Here is a 16,976-nt window from a genome sequence, read left to right as displayed (position 1 = left end):
CGTCGGGACCGACCCGGAAGATGCCCATGCCGCCCATGCCGTCCAAGGGTTTGAGGATGATGTCATGATGCTCCTCATGGAACCGGCGGATATCCTGCGCATCGCGCGTCACCAGCGTGGGGCCGATGAACTGCGGAAACTCCAGAATGGCCAGTTTTTCCGGATGGTCCCGCAAAGCACGCGGCTTGTTGAACACCCGAGCGCCTTCACGCTCGGCCTGCTCCAATAGGTGCGTGGCATAGAAATACTCACTGTCGAACGGAGGATCCTTGCGCATGAGCACGGCGCCGAAGTCCGCCAGTGCCGCCAAGCGGAGTTCGCCCGCAGTAAACCAGTTATCCGAATGGCCCGTAAGAGTGATGTCGCGCACCCGTGCTGTGACCCGGCCACCGCGCAACCAGTGGATGTGCCGGGGCTCGCAGACCGCCAGCCGGTGGCCGCGGCGCTGCGCCTCGCGCATCATCGCGAAGGTCGTGTCCTTGTAGATCTTGAATTGCTCGATGGGGTCGGCGACGATGAGGAGATTCATGGAATGCACGGGCTGTATTGCGGAGGGCTGCGCCCCTAGCGCGGCGCCTGTGGCGCGCGCGGGCGTCCATACTGTTGCACAAATAGCGCGATGCTGCCGGCGACCACCCCCCAAAACGCCGATCCGATCCCGGCTATGGTGACACCGCTCAACGTCACCAGAAAAGTGATCAACGCCGCCTCCCGGTGCGCTTCGGCCTGCAGCGCAGACGCCAGCCCTCCTCCAATGGCGCCCAGCAGCGCCAGCCCAGCGATGGCCACCACCAGCTCCTGTGGAAACGCCGTCAGCAGCCCCGTGACCACCGCACCAAAGATGCCCACTGCGATGTACAGCAGTCCGCACGATGCGGCGGCGGTGTACCGCCGCGCGCGGTCGGGGTGCGCCTCGGGCCCCATGCAGATCGCTGCGGTGATGGCGCTGAAGTTGAGGGCGAAGGCGCCGAACGGTGCCAGCACCAGGGTGGCCAGGCCCGTCAGGGTGATCAGCCGCGACACCGGCAGTTGGTATCCGGTGGCCCGCATGACGGCCACACCCGGAAGGTTCTGCGACGCCATGGTCACGATGAACAGCGGCAGCGCCAGGCTCATGAGCGCCTGTAGGCTGAACTGCGGCGTGGTGAAGACCGGTGTGGCCAGCGCCCAGTGCACCGCGGACCAGCGCATCTGGCCATTGCCTGCGGCCCAGGCAACGCCTGCCACCAGCGTGAGCACAACCGCATAGCGGGGCAGCAGCCGCCGTGCAAACAAGTAGGACGCCAGCATGACCAGCACCAGCGGCAGCGCGGTCTGCACGGCTGCGAAGGCCTGCATGCCAAAGCGCGCCAGCACGCCAGCCAGCAGCGCCGACGCCAGTTCCATGGGAATACGGTTCATCACGCGCTCGAACCAACCCGTCACTCCGGCCAGGGTGATGAGCAAGGCGCACACCATGAAGGCGCCGACCGCCTCGCCCATGCTGAAGCCCCCGGCCAGGCCGGCGGTGGCGAGCACCGCTGCACCGGGCGTGGACCAGGCCACCATGACCGGCTGGCGCAGGATGAGCGAGGGAATCAGCGAGCACAGTCCCATGCCCAGGCCCAGCGCCCACATCCAGGAGGTGATCTGCTCGGGCGTCGCCCCGAACGCCTGCGCCGCCTGGAACACGATGGCGACCGAACTGGTAAACCCTACCAGCACAGCTACGAAACCGGCGGTGAAGGCGGACAGGCTCAGGTCTTTGAAAAACTGCATGGCGGCGGATTGTGGCATTGGTCTTGGCACAACCACCGTCCTGCTTCATCAAAATATATAGCTACTCGCGCTTGCCAGCTAAGCGCTAGAGGCCAAAAACCTTACAAACCCACCAGCCCCCTCAGATCTCGACCTTGGAGCCCAGCTCCACGACGGCGTTGCTGGGCAGGTGCAGGAAAGCCGCCACCCCGCTGGCGTTGTGGTGCATCTGCGCAAACAGCTTTTCGCGCCACGGCGCCATGCCGCTGCCGATGGTAGGCACGACCACGTCGCGCGAGAGGAAATAGCTGGTGCTCATGGTTTCCAGTTCGCAGCCGCGGCCGTGCATCAGGCGCAGCGCGCTGGGCAGGTCCAGTTCATTCTTGAAGCCGTAGTTCACGGTGACCTGCCAGCAGTCGCCTCCCAACGGCGCTACCTGCAGGCGCTGGTCCAGGCCGATCCAGGGGGTCTCGTGGTAACGCACCGTGACGAACAGGTTCTGGCGGTGCAGCACCTTGTTGTGCTTGAGGTTGTGCAGCAGTGCATTGGGCACCACGCCCGCCTCGGCGCTCAGGAACACCGCCGTGCCGTCCACGCGCATGGGCGGGTTGGCCTGCACCGAGGCCAGGAAGTCCTGCAGGCCTATGGAGTCCTCGCGCAGCTTGTCGTTGAGCAACTCGCGTCCGCGCTTCCAGGTCATCATGAGCGTGAACACCAGCCCGCCGATCATCAGCGGGAACCAACCGCCCTGCAGCAGCTTGAGCAGGTTGGAGCTGAAGAACGCCAGGTCCACGACAAAGAAGAAGCCCGTGGTGGCCACGCACAGCGCCAGCGGATAGCCCCAGCCGTAGCGGATCACGAAGAAGGTGAGCACCGTGGTGATCAGCATGTCCAGCGTCACCGCAATGCCATAGGCGGCCGCCAGGTTGCTGCTGTTGCGGAACATGACCACCGCCAACACGATGGCGACGAACAGGCTCCAGTTCACGAACGGCAAGTAGATCTGGCCTGTCTCGCGCACGCTGGTGTGCTGGATGTTCAGCCGCGGCAGGTAGCCGAGCTGGATGACCTGCTTGGTCACGCTGAACGCGCCGGTGATCAGCGCCTGCGACGCAATCACCGTGGCCATGGTGGCCAGCACCACCAACGGCACCAGCGCCCAGTCGGGCGCCATCATGTAAAACGGGTTCTTGACGGCGGATGGCTCGGACAGCAGCAGCGCGCCCTGGCCGAAGTAGTTGATCGTGAGGGCCGGCATGGCCACGCTGAACCACGCCAGGCGGATGGGGCGCTTGCCGAAATGTCCCAGGTCGGCGTACAGCGCCTCTGCGCCGGTGACGCACAGCACCACCGCGCCCAGGATGATGAAGCTGATGCCCGGGTTGCCCAGGATGAAGCCCAGTGCATGGTGCGGGCTCAGAGCGCCGAGGATCTCTGGATGGCCCACGATGTGCGGCACGCCCAGGGCTGCGATCGTACAAAACCAGACCAGCGTCACCGGGCCGAAGTAGCGGCCCACCCCCGCCGTGCCGCGCTTTTGCACGGCGAACAGCCCGAACAGCACCACGAGCGTGAGCGGAATCACCGCCTTGCCGAAATGCGGCGACACCACCTCCAGGCCCTCGATGGCCGAAAGCACGGAGATCGCCGGCGTGATCACGCCGTCGCCATAGAACAGGGACGTGCCGAAGATGCCAAGGCCCAGCAGCCAGCCGCGCAGGCGCGGCCGGTCCTTCACCGCTTGCGACGCCAGCGCCAGCATGGCGATGAGGCCGCCTTCGCCATGGTTGTCCGCGCGCAGCACCAGCACCACGTACTTGAGCGAGACGATCACGGTGAGCGTCCAGAACAGCACGGACAGCACGCCGTACACGTTGGCATGCGTGAAAGGCACATGGCCGGAGCCGAAGACCTCTTTGACCGCATACAGCACGCTGGTGCCGATGTCGCCATAGACGACGCCGATCGCGCCCAGGGTGAGCGCTGCTAACGACGATTTGGAGGTTTGCACGGTGAACAGGTCCGGGCTGCTGCCTCAGCGGCCACGGGGGATGCCAAAGGAGCGCCATTGTGCGCCGCCCCCGCTTCGGGCACATACGGGGTACCGCCTATGTTGCAATGCAGCAACTGCAGGGCGGCACATCCGGCGCATCAGTCGTACACCTCGGCCTCGGGGTCCGTGGCCTCCAGCTCGTAGCTGGCCGCGAGCATCGCCAAGCGGGCGATGACGCCGTACATGTAAAAGCGGTTGGGGGCACTGGCGCCCGGACGCGCACCGGGCTGCGGCAGATGGGTACTGTGCTCGAACGCCAGCGGCACGAAACTCGCGCCGGGGATGTTCAGGTTCTCATCCACGCCGCGTTCGGCATGCATGCGGTAGAACCCCCCGACCACGTAGCGGTCCATCATGTAGACCACCGGCTCGGCCACCGCTTCGTGCACGCGCTCCTGGGTGAGCACACCCTCCTGCACGATCACGTCATGCACGACCTGGCCGTCCTTGATCACGGCCATCTTGTTCTTGGTCTTGCGGTTCAGCCCGTCCAGTTCCTTGGCATCGCGCACCGTCATGATGCCCATGCCGTAGGTGCCGTTGTCGGCCTTCACGACCACGAACGGCTTTTCGTTGATGCCGTATTCCTTGTACTTGCGACGCACCTTGGCCAGCGTGGCGTCCACGGCGCTGCGCAGCTCCTCCATGCCCGTGCCTTCGTTGAAGTCCACGCCCTCGCAGCGGCTGAACAGCGGATTGATGAGCCAGGGATCGATGCCCAGCATCTTGCCAAAGCGTTTGGCCACCTCCTCGTAGCTCTGGAAGTGGCGGCTCTTTCTGCGCACGCTCCAGCCCGCATGCAGCGGCGGCAGCAGGTACTGCTCGTACAGCTCCTCCAGAATGCCCGGCGGGCCGGCCGACAGGTCGTTGTTGAGCAAGATGGTGCAGGGGTCGAAGTTCTTCAGCCCCAGGCGGCGCTTGCTGCGGATCACCGGCTCCAGCGTCACGGTCTCGCCATGGGGCAGCGTGATGGTGGTGGTCTTCTTGATCTCAGGGCTGATGGAGCCCACGCGCACGTTCAGCCCGGCCATGTTGAAGATGCGCACCAGCTGCGCCACGTTCGCCAGGTAGAAGGTGTTGCGCGAATGGTTCTCGGGAATGATCAAGAGGTTGCGCGCTTCCGGGCAGATCTTTTCGATGGCCGCCATGGCCGCCTGCACCGCCAGCGGCAGCATTTCATTGGTGAGGTTGTTCCAGCCGCCCGGGAACAGGTTGGTGTCCACCGGCGCCAGCTTGAACCCCGCGTTGCGGATGTCCACCGACGAGTAGAACGGCGGCGTGTGTTCCATCCACTCCAGACGGAACCAGCGCTCGATGGCTGGCATGGAGTCGAGGATGCGCTGCTCCAACTCGTTGATTGGCCCGGTGAGCGCGGTGATGAGGTGGGGAACCATGAAGAGCCCTCAAATGGGAGACGGAAAGAGGTTGGCGACGATTGTAGGGAAGGCCCCGTGCGCCCTAGCGCCGCCAGAATGCGGGCGTGAGCAGGGCCATGAAGCTCAGGATCTCCAGGCGTCCCAGCAGCATGGCCAGGGTACAGACCCACAGCTGGAAGTCGGTGAGCACCGCGAAGTTGGAGGCCGGCCCCAGCATTCCCAGCCCCGGCCCCATGCAGTGCACGCTGGCCAGCACGGCCGAGAACGCGGTCACCATGTCCAGGTCGGTCAGCAGCAGCACCATGCTCAGCGTGATCACTGTGGCGCCGTAGACCAGCATGAAGGCCAGCACCGAGAAGATCATGCGGTTGTCCACCACGCGGTCACCCAGGCGCACGGGCTGCACCGCACGCGGGTGCACGATGCGCGTCATCTCGCGGCGCGCCTGCTTCAGCAGGATCAGCATGCGCACCATCTTGATGCCGCCGCCCGTGGACCCGGCGCTGGTGGCCACGCCCGACAGCAGCAGCATGAACACGGGCGCGAACACCGGCCAGCCCAGGTAGTCGGTGGTGGCAAAGCCCGTGGTCGTGGCCACCGACACCACGTTGAACATGCCGTGGCGCAGCGCCTGCAGCGGGTCGTACACGCCCTTGGCCCACAGCAGCAACGCCACCAACAGCCCGCCGCCCAGCAGCGCGGTGATCGTGGCGCGCATCTCGGGGTCGCGCCAGAAGCCCCGCCAGTTGCCCTTGCGCAGCGCGATGAAGTACAGCGCGAAGTTGCAGCTGGCGCACAGCATGAAAACCAGGGCGATGGTTTCCAGCAGCGGCGACTCGAAGTAGGCAAAGCTCGCATCGTGGGGCGACAACCCGCCCAGGCTGACGGTGGCGAACATGTGCATGATCGCGTCCGGCGGCGTCATGCCGCCCAGCCAGAACGCGAGCGCGCACACCAGCGAGAACACCACGTACACGCCCCACAGCCCCTTGGCCGTCTCGGTCATGCGCGGGGTGAGCTTGGTGTCTTTCACCGGGCCCGCAGCCTCGGCCTTGAAGAGCTGGCTGCCGCCCACCCCCAGCAGCGGCAGCACCGCCACCGCAAGAATCAGGATGCCCATGCCGCCGATCCACTGCATGAACGTGCGCCACATGTTCACCGACAGGGGGAGCCGATCCAGCTCGGCCAGCACCGTGGCGCCGGTGGTGGTGAGGCCTGACACCGATTCGAAGTAGGCATGCGTGAACGACAGCGGCCGGTCGATGGCGTGCATCACCAGCAGCAGCGGCAGCGCCGCGAACAGCGGCAGGATTCCCCACACCACCGACACCAGCATCACGCCGTGGCGCGGCAGCAGTTCGCGCTTGTGCGCGCGCAGGCCGCCCCACAGCAGCGCGCTGGCCATGGATGTGACGGCGATGGCCGTGGCGTAGTGCTGCCACAGGCCCTCCCGCGCCCAGAGCGACGCCGCCAGCGGCACCCCCATGGACACGGCAAACAGTGCCAGCAGGGCGCCGAGTACGCGCATGACGGGCAGGACGTCGGACATCGCGGCTCCTGCCGATCAGAAGAAGGTGGCGCTCACGCGGAACTGCTTTTCCACCTCGCGCACCAGCCGCTTGTGGGGCAGGAAGAACACCACGTGGTCGTTGCTCTCGATCACGGTGTGGCTGCGCGGAATGATGACCTGGGGCGGTGCGTCGGCCGGCGGCTCGCCACCGTCCTCGGGCAGGCCGCGCACGATCAGGCCCATGTGCACCTCGGCGGGCAGGTGGATCTCGCTGACCTTGCGGCCCACCACGCGCGAATTCTTGCGGTCGCCGCGGGCCACGATCTCCAGCGCCTCGGCCACGCCGCGGCGCAGGCTGTGCACGGCCTGCACGTCGCCGCGCCGCACATAGGCCAGCAGCTCGCCCAGCATGGCCTGCGCGGGCGACAGCGCAATATCGATCTGCGTGCCATGCATCAGGTCGGCATAGGTGCGGCGGTTGATGAGCGCCAGCACGCGGCTCGCGCCCATGCGCTTGGCCAGCAGGCTGGCCATGATGTTGTCCTCGTCGTCATCGGTGAGCGCCAGGAAGAGGTCCACCTCCTCGATGCTCTCGTCGCCCAGCAGGTCCTCGTCGGTGGCGTCGCCCTGCAGCACGAGGATATCGGAGGGCAACTCGGCCGCCAGCGCCACGCAGCGCTCGGCACTTTCTTCCACCACCTTGATGTGAAAGCCCCCCCGCTGGGCCAACTGGCGCGCCAGCCGCAGGCCCACGCGCCCGCCGCCTGCAATCATGATGCGGCGCACGGGCCGCGCCGGGTGCCCATGGTGGCGGTGCAGCGCGGCCAGCACCTGCGGGATCTGCTCGCGCGCGGACAGCACGAACACCTCGTCACCCGGCTCCACGCGCGTGGCGCCGTCGCAGGGCAGGAAGCGGTCGGGCTCGTCGGGAAAGCGCCGGTAGATGGCCACGATGCGCATGGCAACGTCGGGCGCGGTTTCGCGCATGGTGGCGATGCGCATGCCCACCATGGGAGCGCCGGGGCGCGCGCGCACCGACACCAGGCAGGCGCGCCCGCCCGCGAATTCGCGCACCTGCAGCGCCTCGGGGTATTCCACCAGCTTGCCGATGTAGCGCGTGAGCGATTCCTCGGGGCAGATGACGCGGTCCACGCCAAAGCCCTCCTTGCCCAGCAGCGCCTGGTTGCGCTCCAGCTCCAGGCCCGACGAGCGCACGCGCGCGATGCGCGTGGGGATGTTGAACATCAGCTGCGCGACCTTGCAGCACACCAGGTTGGTCTCGTCCTGCGCGGCGCAGGCGATGAGCAGGTCGGTGTCGCGCGCGCCGGCCTCGGCCAGCACCTGGGGGTCGATGCCGTTGCCCACCACCCCGCGCAGGTCAAACCGCGCCTCCAGGTCGCGCAGCCGCTCGGCGTCGGTGTCGATGACGGTGATGTCGTTCTTCTCCGACACCAGGCTGTCGGCCACGCTGTAGCCCACGCGCCCCGCTCCCAGGATGATGATCTTCATGCGAAATTGGCCTCAATCCCAATGTTGACGGGCGCCAGCAGCTATCAAACTAGCAGCAACCCCATCAAGTCCGCACCTCACCCTCACCCAACACCACCCACTTGAGCGACGTCAGGCCCTCGATGCCCACCGGGCCGCGCGCGTGGAACTTGTCGGTGCTGATGCCGATCTCGGCGCCCAGCCCGTACTCGAAGCCGTCGGCAAAGCGCGTGCTGGCATTGACCATCACGCTGGCGGAATCCACGTCGCGCAGGAACTGCTGTGCGTGCATGTGGTCGCGCGTGAGGATCGCGTCGGTGTGGTGGCTGCCGTAGCGGTTGATGTGCGCGATGGCCTCATCCACGCCTGCCACCACCTTCACGCTGATGATGGGGGCCAGGTATTCCTCGCTCCAGTCGGCCTCGGTGGCCTCGGCCAGCTGCACGCCCGGAACGGCGCGCAATATGGCCAGCGCCTCGGGGCAGCCGCGCATCTCCACGCCCTTGGCGGCGTAGACGGCGCCGATCTGCGGCAGGAACTCGGCCGCCACGCCGCGCGCCACCAGCAGGCCCTCGCTGGCGTTGCACGGGCTGTACTTCTGGGTCTTGGCGTTGTCGGCCACCTGCACGGCCATGGCGATGTCGCAGGGGTCGTCCACATAAGTGTGGCAATTGCCGTCCAGGTGCTTGATCACGGGCACCTTGGCCTCGGCGCTGATGCGCTCGATCAGCCCCTTGCCGCCGCGCGGGATGATCACGTCCACGTATTGCGGCATGGCGATGAGCTGGCCCACGGCGGCGCGGTCGGTGGTCTGCACCAGTTGCACGCCGTGCTCGGGCAGGCCGGCCTCGGCCAGCGCCTGGGCCACGAGGCGCGCCAGCGCCTTGTTGGAGTCGATGGCCTCGGAGCCGCCGCGCAGGATGCAGGCGTTGCCGCTCTTGATGGACAGGCTCGCGGCCTCGATGGTCACGTTGGGCCGGCTCTCGTAGATCATGCCGAACACGCCGATCGGCACGCGCATCTGCCCCACGCGGATGCCGCTGGGCTGCTGCTTCATGCCCTGGATCTCGCCAATGATGTCCGGCATGGCCGCCAGCTGCTCGCAGCCCTGGGCGCAGGTCTCCAGCACCTTGGGGGTCAGCTTGAGGCGGTCCACCATGGGCTCAGCCAGGCCGGCGGCGCGCGCGCGCTCCAGGTCGCGGGCATTGTCCCCCTGCAGGGCGTCCACGTTCTGGCGCAGCAACCGCGCCAGGGCCAGCAATGCCTTGTTTTTGATAGCTGCCGGCGCGCGCGCCATTTGGGCGGAGGCCGTTTTTGCCTGCAAACCAAGCGTGTGCGTGTATTCAGCGATGTTCAGCGCGTTCATGGGCGTGATTCTGACGCAGTTCACCGCCGCCACGCTGGCCGGGGGACTCCGGCTACGCTTGAGGCCTTTGCCACGCTCCGTGCCCTCGCCATGACCGCCGAACTCGCCACCCACCAGCTCGACAACCTGCAGGCCGACCTGCACGCCCTGCGCGAGCAGCGCATCAGCAACCACGCCTTCAGCGCCGCCGCGCGCGGCCACGCCGTGCTGCTGGCCGCACTGCCCCCGCGCTATGGCGAGGTGCTGCTGGGCCTGTTGGACCGGCTGGAGGCCGGCGCGCTGTTCACCGAGGAGAGCTGCTCCTTCAGCCACCAGGCCCTGGTGGACCAGCTGCAGCAGTGGGCGGACAAGGCGCGTGCGGCGTTGGTCGCCCAAAACTCCTGAAACAATAGCTACTAGCGCTTATCCCATAAGCGCCAGAGCCATATTTTCCTTGCAATCTCAGCGCGCCAGCTTGCACATCTGCAGCGCCAGCCGCGAGAGCGCCTGCCAGCCGTCCTGTGGCCAGTCGGGCGCCTTCAGGCCCTTGACGATGCCGTCCACCGTGTGGGCGGACTGCAGCAGCCGCGCCAGGGCGGCGTCGCTGGCCTGGGGCAGCAGGCGCTCGAACAACCGCTCCTTCGCGCCCCAGACGCGGTTCTCGCGCAGGGCCATGGGCAGGGGCTTGCCGGCATTCATGGCGTCCTTCACGCGCTTCAGGGCGCGAATGTCCTCGGCCAGCGCCCAGTGCACCAGCACCTCGGCCTCGCCCTCGGCCTGCAGGCCGTCCAGCATGCGCTGCACGCGCGCCACCTGGCCGGAAAGCACCGCCTCGGACAGCTTGAACACGTCGTAGCGCGCCACGTTGAGCACGGCGGCTTCGACCTGCGCCCAGGTGAGTTCCCCCTCGGGGTGCAGCAGCGCGAGCTTCTGGATCTCCTGGTGCGCGGCCAGCAGGTTGCCCTCCACCCGGTCGGCGAAGAACTGCAGCGTGCGCTGCCCCTCTTCGCCCGCGACCACGCGCTGGCCTTGCGCGGCCAGGCGCTGGGCGATCCAGCCGGGCAGCTGGGCGCGCTCCACGGGGTCGATCTGCACCGTGGCGCCGTGCGCTTCGAGTGCCGCGAACCACGCGCCCGTGCGTGTGGCCTTGTCCAGGCGCGGCAGCACCACCACGGTGAGCGTGCTGTCGTTGCCCGGCGCGGCGGCAGCCATCTGCTGCAGCGCGGCGGCGCCGTCCTTGCCGGGCTTGCCCGAGGGGATGCGGATCTCCACGATCTGCTTGTCGGCGAACAGGCTCAACGACCCGCCCGCGGCCAGCACACCGCTCCAGTCGAAATGCGCGCCGGCCACGGTGAAGCTGCTGCGCTCGGTATAGCCCTGCGCACGTGCCGCGGCGCGGATGGCGTCCAGCGCCTCCTGCTGCAACAGCGCCTCGTCGCCGTGCAGCGTGTAGAGCGGGCGCAGGCCTTTGTGCAACTGCGCACCGAGCTGGTTCAAAGCGATTTGCATGCGGCCTGTTCTAGTAACAAATATGCCGCTAGCGCCCGTGCAGCAAGCGCAAACAGCTATCAAATAAGGATCGTTACAGCGATTTCACTGCCGCCAGGCGGCGCATCAGCTGCTGCACGAGGTCGGTGCGCATGTTGCGAAACAGCATCGCCTCCTCGCCTTCCTTGGAAAGGGCGACGGTTTCGTTGTAGCTGATGTCGCGCTGTTGCAGCAGCTCGGTGTCGGCGATCCATTCCTGGCCTTGCTGGCCGCGCAGGCGGATGCGCACGCGCTGGCGCAGCTGCAGCTCGCGCACCTGGCCCGAGGCGTTCAGGCCCACCACCACGCGCTCCTGCTGCTCGGACAGCACGTCCAGGATCGCCTCGGCCTGGGGTAGCTGCGCGGGCGCCGTCAGCACCACGAGGTCCCCGCCCGCACCCTGCAGCGTGCGGATCAGCTCGCGTGCCAGCGGCGAGCCGGGCTGCGCCTGCACGTACAGGGACCGGAAGGCGAACTGCGGCGCGCCGCGCAGGCGAAAGCCGCAGGCGGTGAGGGCGGCCAGCGGCGCCAGTGCCGCGGCGGTGAGCAGGGTGCGCTTGTGCATGGCGGGAGGGCTCTCAGACGACGACGTTGACCAGACGGCCGGGCACGATGATGACCTTCTTGGGCGCCTTGCCCTCGGCGAACTTGTGGAAGTCCTCGCTCGCCAGGGCCGCCTGCTCGATGGCAGCCTTGTCGGCCGAGGCGGCCACGCGGATCGCGCCGCGCAGCTTGCCGTTGACCTGCAGCATCAGCTCCAGCTCGTCCTGCACCAGGGCATCGGGGGCCACCTGGGGCCAGGCGGCGTCCAGCAGGTCGCCCAGGGTGCCCGCGTAGCCCAGCTCGTCCCACAGCACATGGGCGATGTGCGGCGTGGCCGGGTACAGCACGCGCAGCAGGATGCCGAAGCCCTCGATCAGCGCCACCTGGGCGCCGGCGCTGTCCGTGGCCTTGAAGTCCTCCAGCGCGTTGATCATCTTCATGGCGCCGGAGACCACGGTGTTGTACTGCATGCGCTGGTAGTCGTAGTCCACCTGCTTGAGCACGGTGTGGATCTCCAGGCGCAGCGCCTTGGCTTCCTTGCCGAACTGCACGTCCTTCAGGCTGGCGGCGCCCGCCACGCTGGCCAGGGCCGCGTCCTTGTCGATGGCGGACAGCTTCACGCCGAAGTTCCACACGCGGCGCAGGAAGCGGTAGCTGCCTTCCACGGCGGCGTCGTTCCACTCCAGCGTCAGCTCGGGCGGCGCGGTGAACATGGTGTACAGGCGCGCGGTGTCGGCGCCGTACTTCTCGATGAGCTGCTGCGGGTCCACGCCGTTGTTCTTGGACTTGGACATCGTGCCCACGCCCTCGTAGTCGATGGGCGTGCCCACGGGCAGCAGGCCGTCGCCGCTCTCGGCGGGGTTCTTGAGCTTGGCGCCAACGATCTTGCCGGCCTCGTCGTAGACGTGCTCGACGTCGTGCGGCCAGAAGTAGTCCTTGGCGCCCTTGGCCGTGCGGCGGCTGTAGATGTGGTTCAGCACCATGCCTTGCGTGAGCAGCTTGGTGAAGGGCTCGTCCACCTTCACCAGCCCCAGGTCACGCATCACCTTGGTCCAGAAGCGCGCATACAGCAGGTGCAGGATGGCGTGTTCGATGCCGCCGATGTACTGGTCCATGCCGCTGCCGCCGGTGGCGGCCTTCTGGTCGCGCATCCAGTAGTCGGTGCCGCCCGCCACCATGGCGTCGCGGCTCTTCGGGTCGCAGTAGCGCATGAAGTACCAGGACGAGTCCACGAAGGTGTCCATGGTGTCGGTCTCGCGGCGCGCGGGCTTGCCGCAGCAGGGGCAGTCCACCTTCAGGAAGGCCTCGCACTTGGCCAGCGGGTTGCCGCTGCCGTCGGGCACCAGGTCCTGTGGCAGCACCACGGGCAGGTCCTTCTCGGGCACGGGCACGGCGCCGCAGCTCTCGCAGTGGATGATGGGGATCGGCGTGCCCCAGTAGCGCTGGCGGCTGATGCCCCAGTCGCGCAGGCGCCAGGTGGTCTTGAGCTCGCCCAGGCCCTTCTCGGCCAGCGCATGGGCCACGGCGGCCACGGCGTCCTGGTACGACAGACCGCTGAAGTTGTCGGAATTGATGGTGACGCCGCGCTCCTTGTCACCGTACCAGTCCTGCCACTGGTGGAAATCGAAGGTCTCGCCGTCCACCAGCACCACTTGCTTGATGGGCAACTGGTACTTGAGCGCGAAGGCAAAGTCGCGCTCGTCGTGCGCGGGCACGCCCATCACGGCGCCGTCGCCGTAGCTCATGAGCACGTAGTTGCCCACCCACACCTCGACCTGCTCGCCGGTGAGCGGATGGGTGACGAACAGGCCCGTGGGCATGCCCTCTTTTTCCTTCAGGGCCAGCTCGGCCTCGGTCGTGCCGCCCTTCTTGCATTCCTCGATGAAGGCCGCCAGCGGGGCGTTGGACGCCGCTGCGTGCTGGGCCAGCGGGTGCTCGGGCGCCACGGCGCAGAACGTCACGCCCATGATGGTGTCGGCGCGCGTGGTGAACACGTACAGCTTGCCATCCTGGATCCGCTTGCCCGCGGCGTTGCGGATGTCGTGCGGGAACGCAAAGCGCACGCCCGCCGACTTGCCGATCCAGTTCTCCTGCATCAGCCGCACCTTGTCGGGCCAGCCGGTCAGCGTGGCCTTCTCGTTGCCGATCTGCACATGGTCCAGCAGCTCCTGCGCGTAGTCGGTGATCTTCAGGTAGTAGCCGGGGATCTCGCGCTTTTCCACCAGCGCGCCGGTGCGCCAGCCGCGCCCGTCGATCACCTGCTCGTTGGCCAGCACGGTCTGGTCCACCGGGTCCCAGTTCACGACCTGGGTCTTGCGGTAGGCGATGCCCTTGTCCAGCATCTTCAAAAACAGCCACTGGTTCCACTTGTAGTAGTCGGGGTCGCAGGTGGCGACCTCGCGGCTCCAGTCGATGGCCAGCCCCATCGCCTGCATCTGCTTCTTCATGTAGGCGATGTTGTCGTAGGTCCACTGCGCGGGCGGCACGCCGTTCTTGAGGGCGGCGTTCTCGGCCGGCAGGCCGAAGGCATCCCAGCCCATGGGCATGAGGACGTTGTGGCCCTTCATGCGCAGGCTGCGCGTGAGCATGTCATTGATGGTGTAGTTGCGCACATGGCCCATGTGCAGCTTGCCGCTGGGATAGGGCAGCATGGAGCAGGCGTAGAACTTGGGCTTGGCCTGGTCCTCGGTCACGCGGTAGGCGTCGTTGGCATTCCAGTGGGCATGCGCGGCGCGCTCCACCTCGGTGTGGTTGTATTTGTCTTGCATGGAAGCTGGGAAAAGGGGAACCGCGCACCTGCGCAGTGGTCACAATGGGCTGTACTGCGCCCAATTCTAGGCGTTCATCCCCCAATCCCCTGCATGGCCGCCCCGCCTGGGCCGGCTGTTTCCTGCATTTCTGGAAAGTTGTCTTGCCTGTGTCCGTGCCCCCCCTGATTGCCGATCTGGATCCTTGGCTGCAGGCCGCCCTGGGCCTGTGCGGCCTGGTGCTGCTGGCCTTCGCCCTCCAGTCCGTCGCCCAATACGTGCTGCTGAACACCGTGCCGCGCCTGCGCGAACGCCTGGGCGCGCGCTGGGCGCGGGTGTTCTGGCACGACCAGGTGTTGCGGCGTCTGGCGCATGTGGCACCGTCGCTCGTCATCCAGGCAGGCATCGGCGCCGTGCCCCATGTGCACCCCGTGGCGGCCGCAGTGATCGGCAACGTGGCCGTGGCGCTCACCGTGCTGCAGCTGGTGCGGACGCTGATCGCGCTGCTGGACGCCGTGCTGCACGAGCATGAGCAGGCCCCGGACGGCGTGCCCACGGCCACGCGCTCGATCAAGAGCTATGTGCAGCTGGGCAAGCTGCTGCTGGCGCTGGTGGGCACCATCGTCATCGTGGCGGCGCTGGTGGACCGATCGCCGCTGATCCTGCTGTCCGGCCTGGGCGCCATGTCGGCGGTGCTGATGCTGGTGTTCAAGGACACCATCCTCTCGTTCACCGCGGGCGTGCAACTGTCGTCCAACGACATGCTGCGCGTGGGCGACTGGATCGAGATGCCCCAGGTGGGCGCGGACGGCTTCGTGGTGGACATCGCGCTGCACACCGTGAAGGTGCAGAACTGGGACAAGACCATCACCACCATCCCCACCTGGCGGCTGATGAGCGAGAGCTTCAAGAACTGGCGCGGCATGTTCAGCTCGGGCGGGCGGCGCATCCGCCGCGCGTTGCGGCTGGACACGAACTCGGTACGCTTTCTCACCGAGGCGGAGATCGAGCGCCTGTCGCGCATCGCGCTGCTGCGCCCCTACCTGGAAGGCAAGCTGCGCGACGTGCAGCAGACCAACGCCGCCCTGCAGGCACAGTTGGGTGCGCAGGCGCTGGAGCCCGCCAACCAGCGCCGCCTGACCAACATCGGCACCTTCCGCGCCTACTGCGAGGCCTATGTGCGCGCGCACCCGCGCATCCACCAGCAGATGCTGCTCATCGTGCGCACGCTGGAGCCCACGGCCGAGGGGGTGCCGCTGGAGCTGTACTGCTTCACGGCCACCACCGCCTGGGTGGAGTACGAAGCCATCCAGGGCGACATCTTCGACCACCTGATCGCCGTGCTGCCGGAGTTCGGCCTGCACCTGTTCCAGAGCCCCACGGGCAACGACATCCGCGCGGGACTGCGCCCCGGCGCCCCAACAGCCATGGCCGCGTTGCCATAAAAACAAGAGCTGCCAGCGCTTGCCAGCTGGCGTTCTCAGCTACTTTTCTACCGAGAACACCCGCACATCAAGCGCGAGCAGCTCCTATTTTTGAGTGCCTTGCACGGCCCCATCGGTGGGCTGCGTGACGAAACCAATGCGCTGCAGGCCCGCCGCATGGGCAGCCCCCATCACCTCCACCACGCGGCCGTAGGGCACGGCGGTATCGGCGCGCAGTTGCACCTCGGTGTCCGGCGCTTCGGCGGCGATCTGGCGCAGGCGCTGCGCCAGCGCATCGGCGCCCACGGGCTCATCGTCCAGGTAGGCTTGGCCGGCGGTGTCCACCACCAGCATCACGGCATGCGCGGGCGTGCCCGGTTGCGCGCCTTCGGCGCGCGGCAGCTCCAGCCGGATGCTGCTGGCCAGCAGCGGCGCGGTCAGGATGAAGATCACCACCAGCACCAGCATCACGTCCACCAGCGGTGTGACGTTGATCTCGCTCATGGGCTGCGGGCCCGGGGTGCGCTCCAGTCGGCCGAATGCCATGGCGTTTACCGGCCCTAGTCGGCGGCGTTGGTGTCGATGACCAGCTCGCGCAGGTCGCGGGCAAAGCCTTCGAGGTCCGCCTCGATGCGGCCGATGACACGCCCGAACCAGTTGTAGGCGAGCACGGCGGGGATCGCCACCGTGAGGCCCGCGGCCGTCATGATGAGCGCTTCGCCCACCGGGCCGGCGACGCGCTCGATGCTGATCTGCCCCGCGCCGGCCATGGCCGTGAGCGCATGGTAGATGCCCCACACCGTGCCCAGCAGCCCCACGAACGGCGCCGTGGAGCCCACGGTGGCCAGCAGCACCTGGCCGAACTGCAGCTTGCCCAGCACGCCATGCAGCGCATCGCGCAACACGCGCGTGAGCCGCTGCGACAGGCCGCCCTGCCCGGCCAGCGTGGCCGCGCCGGCCTGCTCCACCTGCTGCGCGGCATGCACCAGCGGCAGCACCAGCCCTTCACGGTCAAAGGCGGGCAGCCGCTCGGCCGCCGCGGCCAGCGACGGCGCCTGCCAGAACGCGGCCGTGCTGCGCGGCACGTCCACATGGGCGCGCCGCATCAGGCGCAGCTTCCAGAAAATCACCACCCAGCTGGCGACCGACATGGCCAGCAGCAGCAGCGCCGACGCCTGCGTGACCGCATCACCCTGACGCAACCAGTGCAGGCTGTCCATGGGCAG

Annotated in this window: 14 protein-coding genes (1 of these 14 running past the window's edge); 2 read left to right on the top strand and 12 right to left on the bottom strand. The window is 67.4% G+C overall.

From position 1 onward, the window contains the following. The 7 genes from gshB to BA022_RS16615 all read right to left on the bottom strand — a co-directional run. On the bottom strand, positions 1–529 hold the 5' portion of the coding sequence (gene gshB, locus BA022_RS16645; protein WP_088888200.1) for a glutathione synthase. Its footprint begins 422 nt before the window's first position; 529 of the gene's 951 nt are visible here — the first part of the coding sequence; the start codon lies at positions 527–529; its stop codon lies beyond the left edge, outside the window. Between the two features lie 35 nt (positions 530–564). Beyond that, entirely contained in the window at positions 565–1,758 is a 1,194-nt protein-coding gene (locus tag BA022_RS16640; protein WP_047351551.1) for a benzoate/H(+) symporter BenE family transporter, read from the bottom strand. Positions 1,759–1,879: 121 nt separating this feature from the next. Further along, entirely contained in the window at positions 1,880–3,748 is a 1,869-nt protein-coding gene (locus tag BA022_RS16635; RefSeq protein WP_088888199.1) for a potassium transporter Kup, read from the bottom strand. Between the two features lie 140 nt (positions 3,749–3,888). Continuing rightward, complete coding sequence (gene gshA, locus BA022_RS16630; RefSeq protein ID WP_011806996.1) at positions 3,889–5,184, bottom strand: glutamate--cysteine ligase; 1,296 nt, start codon at positions 5,182–5,184, stop codon at positions 3,889–3,891. Between the two features lie 64 nt (positions 5,185–5,248). Further along, entirely contained in the window at positions 5,249–6,715 is a 1,467-nt protein-coding gene (locus BA022_RS16625) for a TrkH family potassium uptake protein (RefSeq protein WP_088888198.1), read from the bottom strand. Between the two features lie 15 nt (positions 6,716–6,730). Next, on the bottom strand, positions 6,731–8,185 hold the full coding sequence (gene trkA, locus BA022_RS16620; RefSeq protein ID WP_088888197.1) for a Trk system potassium transporter TrkA: 1,455 nt from the start codon (positions 8,183–8,185) through the stop codon (positions 6,731–6,733). A gap of 64 nt (positions 8,186–8,249) precedes the next feature. After that, positions 8,250–9,530: a glutamate-5-semialdehyde dehydrogenase gene (locus BA022_RS16615; RefSeq protein ID WP_088888196.1), complete on the bottom strand. Its 1,281-nt coding sequence runs from the start codon at positions 9,528–9,530 to the stop codon at positions 8,250–8,252. Positions 9,531–9,620: 90 nt separating this feature from the next. On the opposite strand from BA022_RS16615, the gene BA022_RS16610 reads away from it, so the two are divergent. Then, entirely contained in the window at positions 9,621–9,914 is a 294-nt protein-coding gene (locus BA022_RS16610) for a hypothetical protein (RefSeq protein WP_015914502.1), read from the top strand. Positions 9,915–9,971: 57 nt separating this feature from the next. On the opposite strand, the gene holA is transcribed toward BA022_RS16610, so the two are convergent. The 3 genes from holA to leuS form a co-directional block, all read right to left on the bottom strand. Beyond that, positions 9,972–11,018, bottom strand: a complete 1,047-nt coding sequence (gene holA, locus BA022_RS16605) for a DNA polymerase III subunit delta (protein WP_011807001.1) — start codon at positions 11,016–11,018, stop codon at positions 9,972–9,974. A 73-nt stretch (positions 11,019–11,091) separates the two neighbouring features. Then, positions 11,092–11,601, bottom strand: coding sequence for an LPS-assembly lipoprotein LptE (locus tag BA022_RS16600; RefSeq protein ID WP_011807002.1), 510 nt, complete (start codon positions 11,599–11,601; stop codon positions 11,092–11,094). 13 nt (positions 11,602–11,614) lie between these two features. After that, positions 11,615–14,347, bottom strand: a complete 2,733-nt coding sequence (gene leuS / locus BA022_RS16595) for a leucine--tRNA ligase (protein ID WP_088888195.1) — start codon at positions 14,345–14,347, stop codon at positions 11,615–11,617. A 143-nt stretch (positions 14,348–14,490) separates the two neighbouring features. Between leuS and BA022_RS16590 the strand changes: the two genes are divergently transcribed. Continuing rightward, a complete protein-coding gene (locus BA022_RS16590; RefSeq protein WP_088888194.1) occupies positions 14,491–15,771 on the top strand; it encodes a mechanosensitive ion channel family protein in 1,281 nt (426 codons plus the stop codon). Between the two features lie 84 nt (positions 15,772–15,855). On the opposite strand, the gene BA022_RS16585 is transcribed toward BA022_RS16590, so the two are convergent. Further along, positions 15,856–16,296 (bottom strand): ExbD/TolR family protein, encoded by a 441-nt coding sequence (locus tag BA022_RS16585; protein ID WP_047351530.1) that lies wholly within the window; start codon positions 16,294–16,296, stop codon positions 15,856–15,858. Between the two features lie 14 nt (positions 16,297–16,310). Beyond that, positions 16,311–16,970 (bottom strand): MotA/TolQ/ExbB proton channel family protein, encoded by a 660-nt coding sequence (locus BA022_RS16580; RefSeq protein WP_088888193.1) that lies wholly within the window; start codon positions 16,968–16,970, stop codon positions 16,311–16,313. Positions 16,971–16,976: the final 6 nt, after the last annotated feature.

This window comes from Diaphorobacter nitroreducens (assembly GCF_002214645.1).
In the GTDB taxonomy this organism is placed as follows: Bacteria; Pseudomonadota; Gammaproteobacteria; order Burkholderiales; family Burkholderiaceae_C; genus Diaphorobacter; species Diaphorobacter nitroreducens.
Note: the sequence above shows the minus strand (reverse complement) of the source record. Positions and strands in the feature narration are given on the sequence as shown.